Source organism: Bradyrhizobium sp. USDA 3311 (assembly GCF_054062495.1).
Window position 1 is genome coordinate 665,320 of the sequence record NZ_JBSSFI010000001.1, and the last position, 16,696, is coordinate 682,015.

The window sequence follows — 16,696 nt, forward strand, 5'->3', positions numbered from 1 at the left end:
TCTCTGCGGCGGTTGGGTCGACGCGACTTCCGGCGCCTGTTTCGCGTAGCGACTAAACAAAGTGGTCGCGAGCAGAGAGCCGGTGTATTCCATCCAGAACAGCTCGCGCTTCTGAAGAATGGGGTACGCACCGTCGACGTAGGTCTCGGGTCCTGGGAACGTATTGGCGATCAACCACTTCGTGCCCATCCAGGTTTGATGTCAAAGCGAGCTTTGATTGTTCCGCTAATCATCTCGGGAAGTGAAGCATGGCTATCCCCTCGATCCCATCGATCCCATCGAGCGGGTCATTGTCTGTCTGCTGCAAAACGGCGCATACAGTCTATGTCGTCCCGGTAGGCGTCAGAAGCCTTGCATTCGAAGCGAAGGGTATGACCCAGGCGGCGACCATCGCTGGGTCTGGTTTGTGCAGGTGTTGGACCGATTCTGCCTGCAACGGCTGCAGACGGCAGGCGCAAGCTATCCGCCGCGCGCCGCGACCACCCAGGAAGCGTCAGCTTATCGCCATGTCGTCGCCGAATTCGCGGACGCGACTCGAAAACTCGTGGTGCCGCATCTCGGATAGTTTGCGCAGTCCGCTTTGTGAGAAAGATATTCTTCGGTGCCCTATGGGCAGACGGAGCCAATCCGTTCGGCCCCAGCGGGTTGGGCAATGTGCCGGGATGAACTCAGTTTTCGGACGGCAGCCTCAAGCTCGTTGCCATCGCCACAACGGAGGCATGTGGTCGTCTGAGATTGCGGGCAATCTTGCTCGTCGGCAGTCCTCGATCGACCATGCCTCGCAGCTTATGCTTTTCTACTGCGGTCCAAGGACGTTCATTTGAGGGGCTGGAGCGTGGTGACGGCTCGCTGTCTGCTGTGCTCTTGCGTGGCGATGGGGCGTGCATGAAAACTCCATGAAAGCGCGTGATCGAGCCATCATCGTGACCTTCCAGTCAATATCCATCCTCAAATAAAGATGATTTGTTTGCCGACATGATGTGTCCCGCGGAGTTTTGCCTCAGTGAAAAGAGCACTTTGGCAATAGCGTTCCTCGACGCGACAGTTGTCGCCAACGATGTTCGGTAAGCTCGCCGCAATGGCGAGAACGGATATCCGGCTATTCGACGGCTTCGCCGAAACAGATCTATGTCACTGAAATTTTGGACGCTCCATAGCGGGATCGAACTCCTGCTTCAGCCTTAAGAGGACGACGGCAAATTTCGCTGTAGCTGTTGCAATGTTGCACAGGAACTAATTGGAACGCCTGACTCTGAGGATTTGAAGTTTCGCTTCCACCGGCGCTTCTGAGGTTGCCGTACAGGGCCAAGCGAGCACGGGACGGCAGGCTACGAGCTTGCCAACGACGCTTCCGATCCGTCCGATTTGTACGCTACCGCGCGCAGGAGTTGGCCGCGGCATCAGAAGCCCTTTGTTTGGCACCGAAGGCGATATAGATCACGCATCCTGGGCAAAAGGGTTACGCGCAGAAGGCGTTGAACAAGTCAGCGGGAACTCGTCAACTACCGCAAAAGCGGCGCCTTTCTGTAAGCCCGCATCGGCAAAAGAGTCGCACTAGGAAAATGCTCATCTCACTCAGCCAGGCTTGAGCCGATTATGGGGAGATCATCGAAGCACATGCAGGGACTCATGGTTGACAATGATAACAGCAACCGGCGCCGAATCGTCGAATTCAAGGACGGTTGCCGGTATGGCAAATTCGGAAAGACTAAGGCTTATGAGCTGATCGCCCTCGAGAGGATCAGGGCCTACAAAATGGGAGGCAAGACCATGATCGACCTCGACAGCGTGGATGAATATCACGCTTCGCTGCCGAGGGTCGAAACGAGAGCGGGCTAGGCCGCCGATCTTTTCAGCGAGACGGCGGGCGCACTGTCGCGCAGGCTTATCGAGGCGATCAGACTAATACTGCATTAAACGCACGCGCTCGACCCAATAGGCAGCACGGTTATAGATGACGGGGATGTTCTTGTTGTCGCCCTTGCCGGGGTGGCCCCGCACCAACACCTTGCGCTGCGGCGCTTTCGTGCTCCGTGTCGTGGGCGAGTTAGGCTTCCACTACATCGTCGTCGAACGCGCCCTCATCGCTTGAGCTGGGTCGACGCGGTCGAACTGGAGCCGCGCGCGCAGTGATCACCGCCGGGGGCAGTACTGCAGTCCACGATCCGCAGCGTCTTGTTCAGGTGTTGTCGGACATTGCCGCCATCGGCATTGGACGTGCAGCGCGTCGAGGATCAGCGCTCTCTGCGTCGGCTTCGCGTGCACGTGACAAAGACCCGCCATCGACTTCGCGATAATCATGTTAGGTCGATCCCGTCGAGAATTCGAAGCAATGCTGGGTTCGATTCCGGTCGCGCGGCGATTGTGGGGTCCGCCGCCGAGGAGCCTCTTTGGCGACCAACAGCGCTTGTCAGTTTGTTGGTATTTTTGTTGGCATCGGTCACAACTGATGCTAAAAACCACTTTAGTTGCATATGGTTATGGGATTAAGCGGTATCGGCCAGGGCACCAATAGTTCATTCCCCCACTTTCGCTGACCTTCGCTCGCGTGATAGAAATGCTTGAAAATAAGCAGTTTTCTATTCGCCGACCTTCGCGATCGCTCGCGACCAACCGCCCATTTTGTTGGTAGGACTGTTGGTAGGCCCGATCGGTGTGTTGGTAGCACTGGGGGACCCCTCATATGCCCCTGCCGCTCTGCCAAGCCCAAGACCAACGCCTACAAGGTCAGCGACGGCGGTGGTCTACACATGCTTGTCGAGACCAACGGTTCGCGGCTATGGCGGCAAGCTTATCGGTTCGACGGAAAGCAGAAGCTGATCGCACTCGGTGCTTACCCGACTGTGAGCCTCGCCGAGCCTCGCAATGCGCGCGACGCCAACAAGGCTCTCTTGGCGAAAGGGGTTGACCCATCGGCACAGAGGAAGCTCGATCGAACAGCTGCCCGCCTTGCCCGGACCAACACCTTCCGGATCATCGCCGACGAACTGGTGGCCAAGTTCGAGGTTGAGGGAGACGATCCCAAGACCCTCAAGAAAAAGAAATGGCTGGTCGACCTGCTGTGCGCTGAGATCGGGGATCGCCCCATTGCGGAAATAGCGGCTCCGGAATTGTTGGATGCTTTGAAAAAGATCGAACGCCGCGGCCGGTATGAGAGCGCGCGACGCGCTCGCAGCCTCTCCGGCCGCATCTTCCGCTATGCGATAGTGACGGGCCGCGCCGCGCGCGACCCATCGGCCGACCTCGCCGGCGCCCTCATCGCGCCGAAGGTCCAGCATCGCGCATCCATCACCGAACCAAAAGCAGTCGGCGCCCTGCTCCGCGCCATCGACGACATTGACGGTCAGGCCACCACGCGCGCCGCGTTGCAGCTGATCGCGCTAACCTTCGTCCGGCCGGGCGAGCTTCGCCACGCTGAATGGACTGAATTCGACACCGACAACGCCATCTGGGACATTCCGGCGCAAAAGATGAAGATGCCCCGGCCGCACAAGGTACCGCTTTCTCGACAGGCACTCGCGTTGATCGCGGCCCTCCGCGAGGTAACAGGATCGTCTCGCTTCCTCTTCCCCCAAATCCGGTCGTGGCATCGCCCATTTCAGACAACACCCTGAACGCCGCCCTCCGCCGGCTCGGCTACGACAAGACCCAGATGACGGCGCACGGCTTCCGCTCCACGGCGTCGACCCTCCTCAATGAAAGCCGCCGGTGGCATCACGACGCGATCGAACGGCAGCTTGCCCACCAAGACAATGATGAGGTCCGGGCCGCCTACAACTCGGCGCAGTATTGGGATGAGCGGGTTCGCATGATGCAGTGGTGGGCCGATCGTCCGGACGACCTGAGGCGCTCCGGTTTGGTCGTACCGATCAAGGCCGGTCGACGATCGGCGACGTGACGCCGCCGCTGAGGCAAGCCACCAGACGACTATTCTGTACGCGTTCTCAATATCTTAATTCGCTTCGAAGATGCTAGGTGACCAAAACGGGCGTTAGCGCCGGCCGGTCAGGAACGCCAGCCGGCGCCCAGTTGTTCACAAGGAAGCGCCTTTCGTAGCAGTGTCGAGACGCTAAAATATCCGTATAGGTTGTCCATTATGGCCAAAAGCGATCTCCTAGTCTCACTCGTGCGCGCCGGCGTTGCCGGCGATAAGCCCATGCTGCGCTCCACTGTTGAGGCGATCGTCGCTGACGAGCGCGCCAAGAACCATCATGCGTATGCGGATCGGCTCGAACGCGCGTTGCAAACGGTTGCCGTTACTCCGCCCAGCTTGGCGACATCGTCTCAACGCCCGACCACCGCGGCCGGCCGAGACACAATCCTCGAAGTCACACCGCGCATATCGCTCGACGAATTGGTCCTGCCTTTGCCTGCTCGGGCGGAGGGTCTTCAACTGATCGAAGAGCACGTGCGCGCTGACGTGCTCCGAGCGAGCGGCTATGAGCCGAGACATCGCATTCTTCTGTCGGGGCCCGCCCGGCAACGGCAAGACATCGTTTGCAGAGGCGATCGCTGAGGGGCTTGCGTTACCGTTCTTCGTCGTTCGGTACGACGCGTTGGTTGGAAGCTATCTAGGTGAAACGAACGCGCGCCTTCGCGCGCTGTTCGACTATGCACGTACCCAGCCCTGCGTTCTTTTCTTCGATGAGTTTGACGCGATCGGCAAAGAGCGCGGAGACGACCACGAAACCGGAGAAATAAAGCGGGTTGTTTCATTCCTTTTGATGCAGATCGACAAGCTTCCCAGCTACGTTGTGACCATCGCTGCTACCAACCATGCAGAATTACTCGATCGCGCCGTGTGGCGGCGCTTCCAGCTCAAGCTTTCATTCCCGGCTCCTCAACTCGCGGAAATCGCGCATTTTATCGGGCGACTTTTTGCCGGCTGGCCGGAACGCCCATCACTATCGGCTCAGGAATTGGCTGAAAAGATTGACGCGACTTCATATGCCGAGGTTCTGGACTTCTGTCAGAACGTCCGCCGCCGTCAAATTCTCGGCCTCGGTGAGCTTTCGATCAATTCAGCGATAACGGCCGAACTTGAATATTGGTCGTCGAGGGTAAAACCAGAGAACATTTATGGCGGGCGATCCAACCAAACCACTGTTACGGCTAACGCCGAGCAATCCGACCGCAAGACCGGCCGGCAAGCAGCTAAAAATCCCGAAGCCGGCTAAATATTCTCCCGCCGCTCAGAACGCGACCTTCGGCCCACGTTTTCGACGCTTGGATGAAGTGCTTCGCCGGGACCCCTCCGGGCTGACGCTGCGCGCTGACCCCTCTGCGCTCGCACCAGAACGGCTGTTGGTGTTCGAGGTCCGTGGAGCCGTCACAAACTTTGCCAACGCAATCAGAAGAATTCCGGGGCTCGAATTAGTCGACGAAGAAGAGCTTGAAGGTGATAATCAGGACAAGGCACCTGAAGCGTATCTTTTGGTGCCGGATGCAGCCGCTCTACAGAACATCTTGTCGTTATGGAAGCGATGGACGGCGGGCCAGGAGCTGGGCGCCGGGTTCGCACCATGGCGCGACGTGTTCGCAACGCTTCGTGAAATAAGGACGTGGGGTCCAAGCGACCGCGTCCAAGAAAGCGACAGAGAAATCTTCGGAGAGGAAGTTGAGTTGATGGGCGATGGCGAATTTCTCGCCATCGAAATCGAACTCGTGTTCAGATCGTCTGAAGAGTTGGCGACCGCTGCCGAACACGCAGTCATCGAGAGGATTGGAGGGCTGGGCGGCGCGCTAGTAGCTCTGCACGGTGATTTTGACAGGTTGCGTCTGGCAGTCAGGTTAGCTCCGGCAGGTATTTTGGATCAACGAGGACCTCAATGCTGCGAGGCGTCCTTGGCTGCCGTCTGATGAGGCCGGCGCGTTCGAGCGTGAGCACCATCTGGTGAACCGAAGGCGGGCTGACGCGAAAGTATTCTTGCATGTCGGTTTCCGCGGGGGGTCTGCGGTGCAGCCGCGTATAGAGGTGGATAAAGGCCAGGTACTGCCCCTGTTTGGGCGTGAAGGTTTTTGCCGAAGGACTCACGCCGGCCATCCGATTCAGTTGTTTGTGCGTGCCTCGAACGAGGAGGCACGCATGAATGTACGCTATCGGGTCGAACTGAGCCAAATTGAGCGCATCGAACTCAAGGCGCTGCTCAGCGGCGGCAAGCATGCGTCTCGCAAGCTCAAGCGAGCGCAGATTTTGCTGGCCGCCGATGCCGGGGCCAGCGACGAGGAGATCGCGAGGAGCGTCGGCGTGGGCGGCTCGACCGTGTACCGAACCAAGCGACGCTTCGTCGAAGGCAATCTGGAGCGGGCGCTGAGCGAAGAGCCGCGTCCCGGGGCGGAGCGCAAACTCACGGGCAAGGAAGAAGCCTTGCTGGTGGCGACAGCCTGCGCCAGTCCGCCAAAGGGCCGTGCCCGCTGGACGCTAAAGCTGCTGGCGGGTGCGATGGTCAAGCTCACCGAACACAAGAGCCTGTCGCATGAGACGGTTCGGCGGCGCCTGGCCGAGAATGCCCTCAAGCCCTGGCGCAAAGACATGTGGTGCATTCCGCAGGTCGACGGCGAATACGTCGCCCGCATGGAGGATGTGCTCGACCTCTATGCCGAGGCGCCCGACTCCAGGCGGCCAGTGGTGTGCTTCGACGAAAGCCCGGTGCAACTCATCGGCGAAACGCGTCAGCCCATCCCGGCCAAGCCCGGCAGGCTCGAACGTTACGATTATGAGTATCGTCGCAATGGCACGGTCAATCTCTTCGTTCTCCTCGACGTGCATCGTCCCTGGCGCAAGGTCAAGGTCACCGAGCGGCGAGCGGCAGGGGATTACGCCCAATGCATGCGTGATCTTGTCGACATCCATTATCCCGACGCCGAGATCATCCGGGTCGTCCAGGACAATTTATCGACCCACTCCGCCGGCGCCCTCTATCAGGCGTTCCCGCCCGCCGAAGCCAGGCGGATTTTGCGACGGCTCGAGTTCCACTACACCCCAAAACACGCAAGCTGGCTCAACATGGTCGAGATCGAAATCGGCGTCCTGCGGGGCCAGTGCCTGGATCGCAGGATCGACGACCCCAAGCGACTGCGCCGCGAAATCACCGCCTGGGAACGCAAGCGAAATGCTGCCCGCTCACGCATCAAATGGATGTTCACAACAGACAAGGCCCGCACCAAAATGGGCCGCGCCTATCCTGCTACTTCCAAAGAGTCATAATCACTGTGCAGAGCCACTAGTATCAAGAAGCCGGATTGCGGACATTGCTTATCACGCGCTCTTGGCCCGATTGCCCGCACCTGCCGTGCGGCAAATTGTAGAGCGGTCAGAAAACGGCATCAGCGGCATGGATGCTGTAATGCACATCCGGCCGCAAAGTATCGCTTCGCCGGATAGCACAGACGATGCCGCGCAGTCCCCAGCTGACCAAATTGTCCCTACGGCAGACGGCGAACCAATCTTAGCGATACTCGATGGCGTACCCGTCGCTCAACATCCCCTGCTTCGCGGCAGGCTGAATGTTGATGATCTCTTCGGCCTTGAGCCCGCCGCTCTGGTAGCCGAGAGAGTTCACGGGACTGCAATGGCCTCCCTAATTGCGCACGGCGATCGAAATCTTGCAGAGCCGTCGCTAGGCCGCCGCATTCATTTCGTGCCCGTCATGGGCGCAGGCGACCAATTCCCCGAAGATCGGCTTGTCATCGACCTCGTTTACCAAGCAGTTACGGCCATGCGTCGCGCGCAATGACCCCACTGCCCGGTTAGTGCTAATCGTCAATATCTCACTCGGGAACGCGAGAAAGCCCTTCCAAGGTCGGCTGTCGCCGTGGGCACGGCTTCTTGACAGGCTGTCCCATCGATACGGAATTCTCTTTTGCGTGAGTGCGGGCAATCACGTTCAGCCGTTTGATCTCCCGCCTTTTCTGACGATGGCTGAGTACGAAGCCACTGTTCAACCGGGGCGAGCCACGCAAACGCTGACAGCGCTTTCGGCGCTGATAGGATATCGACGCCTCCTTTCGCCCTCCGAAACGATCAACGGAATAACGGTGGGCTCGGCAAACATCGACGCAGTTAGCCCTGCGGAGCGTCGCGGCGCGGCGGGCCGGGCCGGGTTGACCCATTTCAACCGATGGTCACCGCCAACCCATCAAGCGCTTTAGGACCGGGCTTCGCGAACAGCGTGAAGCCAGACATCTTAATGGCGGGTTCTCGCGAACACTTGACGATGGTGGCAAGTGGGGCGGCACTTGCTGTAAGGCCGACAGGAGGAGCGCGACCGCATGGCTTGAGGGTCGCGGCGCCGCCGCGCGACGGGAGCAACAACTGGGAGCACTACACTTGCGGCACGAGTGCTGCATCGGCCTTAGCATCGCGGACGGCACATAGAACTCACGACGCGTTGGAAGAGGCATACGGAGAACAGTTCGTCTCGTTGTCGGAGCACCAACGCTCAGTCATCCTCAAAGCATTGCTGGTCCACACCGCGGCTTGGCCATCAGACAGCGCGGACCTCATAAAGAGCGTGTTAGGTCCTCCTGATGCAAAGCAGCACGTACGACAGAAAGACAACGTCCGACGCTTCCTGGGTTTCGGAATAGTCAGCGCGGAGGATGCGATCTATTGCGCATCAGATCGGGCTACATTCTGGGCGGCAGGAACTCTTGGCTCCGAAACTCGACGTTCGATTACCGTTCCGCTTCCGACCTGCATGAGCGGCCAACCGCTCGCGCATTCCGTACGAGCAACGCTTGCTTGGCTTACTCCGGTCCTTCCCGGACGACAGTCGTATCGATCGGTCAAGCTTTCGCTTTTGGCCCCTGACGAGCTTGGCGGTTTTCGCGTTCTGCTTGCGAAGGCACAACCAGATGCTAATCAGGCCAGCAAAGGAACCGTTTTTTCCAGACGTTGGGACGGCGATAAAGCACCGGCCCTGACCGCGACCTCTTCAATTGAGTTCGTCGTTCAGCGAGAGCCCGACCGCGGAGCCGACGTCGACGAATTGGTCCCGTTTGGGCTAGCGGTGACCGTCGCGATGCCGGGCATTTCCGAAGTCTACAATCAAGCCAGAGCACGCATTGCCCCGGCCGTACCCCTTCGCGCCCGTTAACTTATGCGCTATCTGCCCAGTCCCTTCCTTTTGACGGTACTCGTTGCGCTAGCGTCGATCCCACGCAGCTGGGCCGGCGAGCGATCAGCCGAGACGCCCGAATGCAAGGAAATAACGGCCCGGATCATCGAGCGGACGAATACGCATTTCGATCACTTCTCGCCATCTGGCGGCAGCGTCTTCTTTAAAAGGCCGGACATGGTCCTGATCTGTGACCCCAAGTTCGTGACCTATGTTTCCTTGAACTGGGATGCGAGCGGCTTCCCGCCAGCCGACTGGTTCGTCCTCGCAGCAACGGCCGGAAACGCCGTCACAGGAGCCGACCTTGAGAAATTAGAAGCGGCGGCGCATCGATGCCATCGGGCCGCGCTCAGGGACACAGGTGAACAAGCTGCCGTCGCTCTTCCCAACGCGACGGTCGGATGTCAGGCGTTCACTAGAGTCGGTGGAGGCGTGATTGTAGATGTCGCGATACCTCTGCGAAAGAATTGAGATGGGCGTGACACCGAGCCGCAATTGCCGGCTAACCTCGGTCTTATGGCTACTGGCCTTTTCGTCGTTTTAGCCACACTAGCCGCCGCCTGCCCAACGGCTGCGCATGATATCGTCGGGCGTGCGAGCGTCATCGATGGCGATACGATCGAAATCCACGGCACGCGCATTCGCTTGTGGGGCATCGACGCGCCGGAGCACGATCAGCTTTGCCGCGGCGACGACAGTGAACTCTATCGATGCGGCCAAAAGGCAGCGGCAGCCTTGGCTGGCCTATTTTATGCGATCCCGCGCCCCGTTATCTGTAGGCCCAAAGACCGCGACCAATACGGCCGGACCGTCGCCGTTTGCAAGATCGGAGAGCCGGGCCCGGATATCGCGCATTGGATGGTCTCGAACGGGCATGCGCTCGATTGGCCTAAGTACTCCAACGGCCAATACGTCGAAGCGCAACGGCGCGCCGAGCGCGCCAGCGCCGGCATTGTGGGCCGGAAGCTTTGTCGAACCATGGCGATATCGCTCTTGCATTAGGGCGGGTCAACGGCCATCGAATTCTCAGACGAAACACCGGCCCGATGATGGCCAGCGGCCTGGCCGCCAAGGATGAATGCGGTGGTGAGTGTTCGCACCGCAGCAACGATGATCGTTGCTTGAAATCAGTCTTCCGATAATCTTCTCGCATTAGCGCCCATTCATTTCAGCCCCCTGACGACGGTCGAAGCCTGCCGACAAAATTGCGGTCACGGATGCTAAAACGGGCCGCTGGGCGTCGCCGGCCCGCGCCGCCGTCGACACCATTCGCAAAGCATACCGACCCGAACCGCGAGTTTGCGCGCAGCGCGGAGCTTGGTTGTTCGTGTTCCCGCCGATCTTCATGCTACTCTACGCGATCGTCGAGAAGATGCATGTGAGATGAAAGCTAGACAGAAAATTGAGGTGAGCGGCTGCTTTCGCGGCCCGCAGCCGCCCGCGGCTGTAGGATCAAGTGTTCTGCAATCGCCTACAGGTCAATCCGTAAATTCAACGCCGATACGGCTGCCCGAACGCCAGATTAGGCGACAATTTCTTTCGACGCGACCCTTCGCAATCATGAGCTTGAACCGGCCTTTCATACTATGCCCGGCTGATAAGGGCAGCTCGATTGCTGCTCCGTGCTCGGTGATGTCGACGACGCGGCAACAGGTGCTCGATCCGTCGCCGAAGATGTAGGCGACCTCGTTTATTTCGATGCGCTGTTGTCTGCGACGTTCCAGCACTGTTTCTTTCCAGTAGCAACGCGGGCTATCACTCTGCCGAGCGGCAAGGACTTCGCGCTGCGAGCCTAACGAAAAACCCGCCAGCCGCGTAGGGCTGACGGGTTTCCGATTGCCCATGCGTCCCCGCGGTACTCGTCACCAATCCGCGAGAGCAGATCGTATAGCGATAACGGTTGAAGTTGGGTTACCGCTCACGACCTTAAAGTCGTCGTCGTGGCCTAGGAAAAGCAGGGCGGTAAGAAACCGATGCGACAGCAGACAAGTTGAAAGTATGCGCCTTTCGCCCCTCAAACACCCCACCAAGCGGCGGCCCAAGACCGCCGCGATCTTGCCCGCGAAATATCCAGAGCCCGCCCGAATTGGTTAGCGAGTTGTTAATCGGCGCCCGGCACGCTTGCGGTCAGCGCTGCTGATCACCCCCCAAGCCCAAAGGTAGCGCAAGCGATGGCCGGCGGCAGTGATGCCGAGCGGCAGTGGTTCGCCAGCCTCTCAACACGCAAGCGATTGATAATTTGCAGGCCTCATCAGTTACCGCTTTGATGGCGGCGTGCCTCCGCTCACCCGCCGCCGCGGCAAAGATGATCCCAATCGCGAAACGTGGCTGATCTACCTCGGCGACGTGCGGGTCGGTGTGATCAGCCGGCGCTCGGGCGTTCCCAATTCCGCACCGCAATGGGGCTGGTCCTGCGGCTTCTATCCCGGCGTTGACCCGGGCGAGCATCGCAGCGGGATTGCTGAGACCTTCGACCAGGCGCGGGACGGCTTCCAAGCGGCTTGGGACGGGCTCGCAGCGACGCTCACGGAAACATGGCGAGAAGCCCGCGACTGGATGGCTTGGAGAGACCGAATGCACTCGCTCGCGCTCCCGCAGCGCGCGGAAGGCATTCCTCGCTGTTACTGTGGTGACGCGGTCAGCATCCGAACCCTCGATGCACATGGACGTACTGCGCACGCAGCGGCCCGGTAAATTGGTACGGCATAATTATATTCGATAACGATGTTCGCCTCGACCTAATTCGGCGAATATCTTTCGCGACCCTTTTAGTAACGAGTTTCGGGGCGACGCCACATGATCGGTTTTCAAGCCAAACTGGAACGTTTTGAAAGTCTCGCAGCTGAATGCGAGTTGATCGCCAAACGATCGGATGGAAGTAATCGCGAGATGTATCTGCGTGCGAGCGAACACTATCGCGAGTTGGCCAACGACGTACGTGCCCTGATCGCATCGTTCCACGTCGCCGCGTAAATGCCGGCCCATTTTGAAAGCTTCGGATGCTCGCGGCGAAGCAAGCTTCTATCGGTGATGAGAACGCCGGCTGCGCTCCCGCCCCACCCAGCAAGGAAGGAGCGCGCCATGCAGGAACGGCGTCGTTTCGAACAAATCGATCCCCTCGACAAGCGCCTTTCGGAAGAGGCTGTGCGTCTCCGGAAAGAAGCCCCTAGCCACCCCGCCTAGTATCGAACGTGAGCGGCTTATCAGAAGAGCGCGGCAAGCCGAGGTAGCCGCGCACATGCTGGAGTCGGCTTCCTCGCGAGGTCTCCAAGCCCCGAAAAATTCGTCGCTGCGGCGCACTAGTTCGCCTCGCCGCGACGCAGTGCCAAAGGCAGAAGCTGCGAGGTCGGTCCGAAACGAGTTAACCGAAAATTGCGGCTTCTCGTCAATGCTGAGATGGTTGTAATCGCCGCACCGCGGCTCCCTTGGAAGTACCTGTTCCATTTCGATTTTACACTCGGTTGGCAGTCTCCTCGCTGGAGAAGTCCGCTATGTGCAAGGGAATTCTGATTGCGCTCTTGGCGCTCCTCTTCTTAACGACGTACGATCACTATTTGTCAGATGGTCGCTATACCGCAGCCGCGATCGCGATGACGAAACAGATTGGTCGCGCCTACGGCGTCTGAGCCCCCGGCTCGGATTGGCGGTCGCCGAATTTTGAAAGCGAGCCCGTGTACGATGAGCGAATTTCTGCCTTGCCGGCCACTGAGACCATGACCTTCCGAAAATCGATCTACGAACCATTGCATCAACGGCTGTTGAGCGAGCGCAGACAAATCGTTCGGCTAACCTTCTCCGAAATGGAAGAGATACTTAGGAGAAAGCTTCCAGCATCGGCTCACAAATTCACGGCGTGGTGGAGCAACGAAAGCTCCATGAAGGTTGGACATACCCAAGCAAGGGCTTGGATGAACGCGGGCTTTCGCGCGCATGCTTCGATTAAAGATCGCGTCGTCGAATTCCGCCGGGTTTGATCAAGCTATACGGCTTAGCGCTTGTCGAAGGCCTTCGCACGCTGGAACAGCACGGTTTGAAGTCCGGTAATGATCAGCTTGTTCAACGTCTCACAATCGTTTGGCGACAGGTGGGGAAGCTGGCGCGAAGTCTTCCACTGCTCAATGGCGGCGGTCACAGCGGCGCGCAATTCACTATCAGTCGGGCTGGTCATCGGTTGCCCTCAATGCGACCGCCTATAGCTTGGGCCTTTTTGCAGTGAAGGCAATTGAACCTTCGATGTACCGGCTGAGAGTTAGTCAGCGGATTAACGGGCGATGCGGTCAGATCGCGGCCCCATGTCCGCAGCAGATGTGATCTTGCGACCTTAAAGATTGATCGCCGTTCTAGATCACCCCGGCAACTGAGCGAATAACCTCCCACTCGTCCTACTCGCTCGTCCCCGCTGTTTTTGAAAGCGCTGCAAGCGAGCGTAAACCGCTTGTCGGGTGCGGCCTAGCCGCTCGCCGACCTCTTCAGCTGTGGCACCTGCGCTAAAGAGCGAGAGCAATTCCGCCTCTTCGTCTGGCGACCACGGACGCGTTGATGTGCGACTGTTCGTCATTCGCAGTGCCTAAATGCGCGGCGGCGCTGGCCATCTCGGTGGATCAGGAAAGCGAGCTGGCCGCTCTGAGCGCGGCGGCGCCGGCAAGCGGCTGGGCTCAGGCGCGCGATTACCGCGCGTCATCAACGCTGCTAGACGAGCGTAGCTTCGCCTGAGAGCCGGAACGAACCAAGCCGCCGATGCGCCCTCGTGATCCATGTTCGAAGCATAATTTCGAGCCATTTAGAAAAGATTGCCGACTCCACCCGGTTGGTAACTGATCCTCAAGAATGCAAATGCAAAATTAGTTGCAATGCAAACAGAGCGCTCGCTTGAGACGAAATTGACCAAAAGGCATTTCTCAACTTTCTGCGGGATGTCGATTGAATCGCCTCCACGAAGTTGCCCGACACCCCCGGAACCAAGCTTGCGCTTCTGCGAAATGGCTGGATCGAACGACGCTCAACGAAAACGGGTATCGAATGCCGCATGACAGAAGCTGGTCTGAGGGTGCTTTACCAACCGCGATGACTGCAAGGCGCGGATTAGGAAACGACGAACGTGTCAAAGGCCATGGAACTGATCGTCGCTGGCTACGTGAAGGTGCGGGACCGTCGCGCGCTGACGGACTTACTCGCGCATCGCCGCAAGGTTCTCGCTGAGCTGCAAGCCGTGTCGGGCATCAACCCACAAAGTGCTGTCAAAGCAATACAAGACGAACTCGCGGTGATCGAAGCCGGCCTAGAAGAACTCAAACCCCCGCCGGGATCATTGCCCGAGAACGAGCGGAGCTAGCACAACAAACGTCCTATCACCGCGGCCCTCGTTCGCTTGACTGCGAATAGTAACCGGGCGGAAACCAATCCGAACTACGCTAGTTGAGCGCTTAACGGACAGGGCGCGATACGCATGGGCAGGAGAAGCCCGCTCCCCGAAAGTGGAGCGGGTTTCTTTTTCGATTGAGCAAGAATGCGCGTTAATAAGGTCACGTGGGACAAAGTCGGCCGGGTAACCGGGCCGGGTCGCTACAAGTGCTTTTTCGGATATCTAACCGTCACTTCAGAGGACATTTAGGTGTGGACGCGCTATCCCGACGCGACCTTCACTTTGATCGCGCGGCCGACGACTGAGCAATCGGTGGGGGAAGATTACCGTCTAGGCGCGTTCGACATCGGCGATCGTCAACAGTAGGCCTGAGGAAAGGGAACATCGAACAACGACGTTTCGACATTCGTTGGAGGCTTTCATTACTGCCAACGCGACGAAGCGGTTTTACCTTCAATTGACGCTTCCGCTCCGCGGCGGGGCTAAAGATCGAAGCATCGCAGCCCCCATAGGAACTTAGCCGCGCAGGTTCGGTTGGCTACGGTGTGCCGCTCGGCGTCCCTTTGCCAACATCAGGAGATGTAGGTGGCAAAAGCTTTAATTTCGAAGGCTGACCTCGAACGCATTGCGCTTCAGGACATTCGTAGTTTCCCCGGCTCCGAACATGTCGTCTCAGTAGAAGTCGAATACGCGGCCTATCAACCACAGGGCATCAACTGGCAATTGTGTGTCATAGCGAACGACGGAGGCGATCTCGACCGCATTCAATATGCTGCCAAGGTCACAAGCGATCGGTTGAAGCGCCGATACGATCTTCGGCTGGCCTCCTAGGCAGCACGATCAGCCCGTGGTGTCGAGCTGATGCGCAATGAGGATCTATATCAATCGCCTCGCCGGGACGTCGCTGGACAAGGGCGTCGAACTGAACGCGCGGGCATGCTGCCAGGGACAGCAGCCTTGTTCCAGATTTAACGTTCCGCGGCGACATCAAGCTTAATCCGCGTCTTCGATTGCACCGGGGCTAAGGAGAGTTAGCCTCTCTTGCACCGACATAGTCCCATTCGGGTTCACCATGGCGCAGCCGTCGCGCCAATATACTCGGCGCGGCGGCTTCGTTTGATTTGATTTGGACATCTCGCGCGAGTTGCATTTGAAAAGGCGGTCAGACAGCGCCCCCCTCGATCTTATTGAGATGCGTCGGCAACTCACGGCCATGCGCTCGCAACACTCGGACAACCTCGCCATAGCATCGCTACTGAACCGCTTCCTCGTAAAGGTTGCGTTTTTGTCAGAGCCAAAGGATGCGGCGCACGCGCAGCATCTACGGTCTGAGTTCGCACGGACGTTGCGAAGTGTTGAAGGCATCGCCTCGCGGAGCGTCGTTAAGCAGCCAAGTAACACTAACGCACGGACGTTCTTGCGCTCGCCGGGGCCGGCGACGATGCTAGATGCAGTCGCGAAGTCGTCCTCGTCTCGCGTACCGGCGACTTCCCGGCTAGGGGTCGCCGTCCCATTGGTCGGCGACCCCGCCCTGTGATGCTGCTAACCTTGAGGGGACTGAAAGTGTCTCTCGAATGGACGGGTGTTGAGCGGCGACGCGTCACACGCAAGACGGTGGACCAGATGGTTATGCTCTCGCTGCCAGGCGACGTGATCATCACGCCCTGCAAGATGTTAAACCTTTCCGTTCTTGGCGCCGGCGTACTGCTAAAAGATATTCCAATCCGGTCGACTGGCTTCGACCTATCCTTCGACGAATTTCGGACGAGCTTCCCGTGCCGCCTCGTATGGCGTCGCGGTGTTTTCGCCGGGGTGGAGTTTGTCCATTAGCTTCCCACTCCCCCGGCCTGGTTCCAGCGTGCCGCTCCCGCGGGCGATATGACCTGGGTTAGCGGCGTTCGCGGCTTCGACCATGCTTGCCATCCTTGCCGACGCGCTTCGCAACTGGGTCTTGTGTCCCAGTTGAATGGCGAGCGCGATTTACGCTCCGATTGCTGCCCCCGATTTCCTCGGCAATAGCGCGGTCGGACTTCCGCGGGTTCTCGGCAATGGCCGCTTCAGCACGCTTGCCGGCGATCAGGCCGCGACGTGTGCCATGTTCGCCAGCCTTGATAGCAGCGTTGGTAGGATCAGAAGTGGGATAAAATATTTCTGCATAAAATCAATTGCTTGAAGGTTTATTGGGGTGCCGGCCAGGGCGATTGTGGAGACCGGA

General features: G+C 58.8%; 19 protein-coding genes and 1 pseudogene. 16 read left to right on the plus strand and 4 right to left on the minus strand.

Annotated features, from left to right (window positions below; translation table 11 throughout):
• The first annotated feature begins 241 nt into the window (after window positions 1-241).
• The 6 genes from ACVWW6_RS03195 to ACVWW6_RS03220 all read left to right on the plus strand — a co-directional run bounded on the left by ACVWW6_RS03195 (window position 242) and on the right by ACVWW6_RS03220 (window position 5,859).
• Window positions 242-565 carry a hypothetical protein gene (locus ACVWW6_RS03195; protein ID WP_456680113.1) on the plus strand — a complete coding sequence of 108 codons (324 nt, stop codon included), beginning with the start codon at window positions 242-244 and terminating at the stop codon, window positions 563-565.
• Between the two features lie 1,064 nt (window positions 566-1,629).
• Window positions 1,630-1,839 carry a MerR family transcriptional regulator gene (locus ACVWW6_RS03200; protein ID WP_097669670.1) on the plus strand — a complete coding sequence of 70 codons (210 nt, stop codon included), beginning with the start codon at window positions 1,630-1,632 and terminating at the stop codon, window positions 1,837-1,839.
• Between the two features lie 911 nt (window positions 1,840-2,750).
• On the plus strand, window positions 2,751-3,614 hold the full coding sequence (locus tag ACVWW6_RS03205; RefSeq protein ID WP_371740490.1) for a tyrosine-type recombinase/integrase: 864 nt from the start codon (window positions 2,751-2,753) through the stop codon (window positions 3,612-3,614).
• On the plus strand, window positions 3,584-3,898 hold the full coding sequence (locus ACVWW6_RS03210; protein WP_371740489.1) for a tyrosine-type recombinase/integrase: 315 nt from the start codon (window positions 3,584-3,586) through the stop codon (window positions 3,896-3,898). Before ACVWW6_RS03205 ends, ACVWW6_RS03210 begins: the two co-directional genes overlap by 31 nt.
• Before the next feature lie 541 nt (window positions 3,899-4,439).
• On the plus strand, window positions 4,440-5,177 hold the full coding sequence (locus tag ACVWW6_RS03215; protein ID WP_246740476.1) for an AAA family ATPase: 738 nt from the start codon (window positions 4,440-4,442) through the stop codon (window positions 5,175-5,177).
• Window positions 5,080-5,859: a hypothetical protein gene (locus tag ACVWW6_RS03220; protein ID WP_456680114.1), complete on the plus strand. Its 780-nt coding sequence runs from the start codon at window positions 5,080-5,082 to the stop codon at window positions 5,857-5,859. Before ACVWW6_RS03215 ends, ACVWW6_RS03220 begins: the two co-directional genes overlap by 98 nt.
• Here the strand turns inward: ACVWW6_RS03220 and ACVWW6_RS03225 are convergent.
• Entirely contained in the window at window positions 5,786-6,163 is a 378-nt protein-coding gene (locus tag ACVWW6_RS03225) for a LexA family protein (RefSeq protein ID WP_456680115.1), read from the minus strand. The genes ACVWW6_RS03220 and ACVWW6_RS03225 overlap by 74 nt on opposite strands.
• Between ACVWW6_RS03225 and ACVWW6_RS03230 the strand changes: the two genes are divergently transcribed.
• The 4 genes from ACVWW6_RS03230 (at window position 6,086) to ACVWW6_RS03245 (ending at window position 10,121) form a co-directional block, all read left to right on the plus strand.
• The gene (locus ACVWW6_RS03230) at window positions 6,086-7,207 is read left to right on the plus strand and encodes an IS630 family transposase (protein WP_456680116.1); all 1,122 of its coding nucleotides are present in this window, start codon (window positions 6,086-6,088) and stop codon (window positions 7,205-7,207) included. The two genes, ACVWW6_RS03225 and ACVWW6_RS03230, sit on opposite strands and share 78 nt — an antisense overlap.
• A gap of 913 nt (window positions 7,208-8,120) precedes the next feature.
• The gene (locus ACVWW6_RS03235; RefSeq protein ID WP_371740488.1) at window positions 8,121-9,098 is read left to right on the plus strand and encodes a S8 family serine peptidase; all 978 of its coding nucleotides are present in this window, start codon (window positions 8,121-8,123) and stop codon (window positions 9,096-9,098) included.
• A gap of 3 nt (window positions 9,099-9,101) precedes the next feature.
• On the plus strand, window positions 9,102-9,590 hold the full coding sequence (locus tag ACVWW6_RS03240) for a hypothetical protein (RefSeq protein WP_161533206.1): 489 nt from the start codon (window positions 9,102-9,104) through the stop codon (window positions 9,588-9,590).
• A 24-nt stretch (window positions 9,591-9,614) separates the two neighbouring features.
• On the plus strand, window positions 9,615-10,121 hold the full coding sequence (locus ACVWW6_RS03245; RefSeq protein WP_371740486.1) for a thermonuclease family protein: 507 nt from the start codon (window positions 9,615-9,617) through the stop codon (window positions 10,119-10,121).
• A gap of 476 nt (window positions 10,122-10,597) precedes the next feature.
• On the opposite strand, the gene ACVWW6_RS03250 is transcribed toward ACVWW6_RS03245, so the two are convergent.
• Window positions 10,598-10,846, minus strand: a complete 249-nt coding sequence (locus ACVWW6_RS03250; protein WP_097668986.1) for a PilZ domain-containing protein — start codon at window positions 10,844-10,846, stop codon at window positions 10,598-10,600.
• 547 nt (window positions 10,847-11,393) lie between these two features.
• On the opposite strand from ACVWW6_RS03250, the gene ACVWW6_RS03255 reads away from it, so the two are divergent.
• The 3 genes from ACVWW6_RS03255 to ACVWW6_RS03265 all read left to right on the plus strand — a co-directional run bounded on the left by ACVWW6_RS03255 (window position 11,394) and on the right by ACVWW6_RS03265 (window position 13,093).
• A complete protein-coding gene (locus ACVWW6_RS03255) occupies window positions 11,394-11,813 on the plus strand; it encodes a hypothetical protein (protein WP_143279318.1) in 420 nt (139 codons plus the stop codon).
• A gap of 102 nt (window positions 11,814-11,915) precedes the next feature.
• A complete protein-coding gene (locus tag ACVWW6_RS03260) occupies window positions 11,916-12,092 on the plus strand; it encodes a hypothetical protein (RefSeq protein WP_179879972.1) in 177 nt (58 codons plus the stop codon).
• 740 nt (window positions 12,093-12,832) lie between these two features.
• Complete coding sequence (locus tag ACVWW6_RS03265) at window positions 12,833-13,093, plus strand: DUF7662 domain-containing protein (RefSeq protein WP_430649833.1); 261 nt, start codon at window positions 12,833-12,835, stop codon at window positions 13,091-13,093.
• A gap of 14 nt (window positions 13,094-13,107) precedes the next feature.
• Here the strand turns inward: ACVWW6_RS03265 and ACVWW6_RS03270 are convergent, their stop codons facing one another.
• The gene (locus ACVWW6_RS03270) at window positions 13,108-13,287 is read right to left on the minus strand and encodes a hypothetical protein (protein ID WP_143279317.1); all 180 of its coding nucleotides are present in this window, start codon (window positions 13,285-13,287) and stop codon (window positions 13,108-13,110) included.
• Window positions 13,288-13,464: 177 nt separating this feature from the next.
• Window positions 13,465-13,677: a helix-turn-helix domain-containing protein gene (locus ACVWW6_RS03275; RefSeq protein WP_456680117.1), complete on the minus strand. Its 213-nt coding sequence runs from the start codon at window positions 13,675-13,677 to the stop codon at window positions 13,465-13,467.
• A 540-nt stretch (window positions 13,678-14,217) separates the two neighbouring features.
• Here ACVWW6_RS03275 and ACVWW6_RS03280 point away from each other — a divergent pair.
• From ACVWW6_RS03280 to ACVWW6_RS03290, 3 genes and pseudogenes are all read left to right on the plus strand, one after another.
• On the plus strand, window positions 14,218-14,451 hold the full coding sequence (locus ACVWW6_RS03280; RefSeq protein ID WP_245448845.1) for a hypothetical protein: 234 nt from the start codon (window positions 14,218-14,220) through the stop codon (window positions 14,449-14,451).
• Window positions 14,452-14,625: 174 nt separating this feature from the next.
• Window positions 14,626-14,847: pseudogene (locus ACVWW6_RS03285) on the plus strand (hypothetical protein).
• 219 nt (window positions 14,848-15,066) lie between these two features.
• A complete protein-coding gene (locus tag ACVWW6_RS03290) occupies window positions 15,067-15,312 on the plus strand; it encodes a hypothetical protein (protein WP_097668979.1) in 246 nt (81 codons plus the stop codon).
• Window positions 15,313-16,696 lie beyond the last annotated feature (1,384 nt).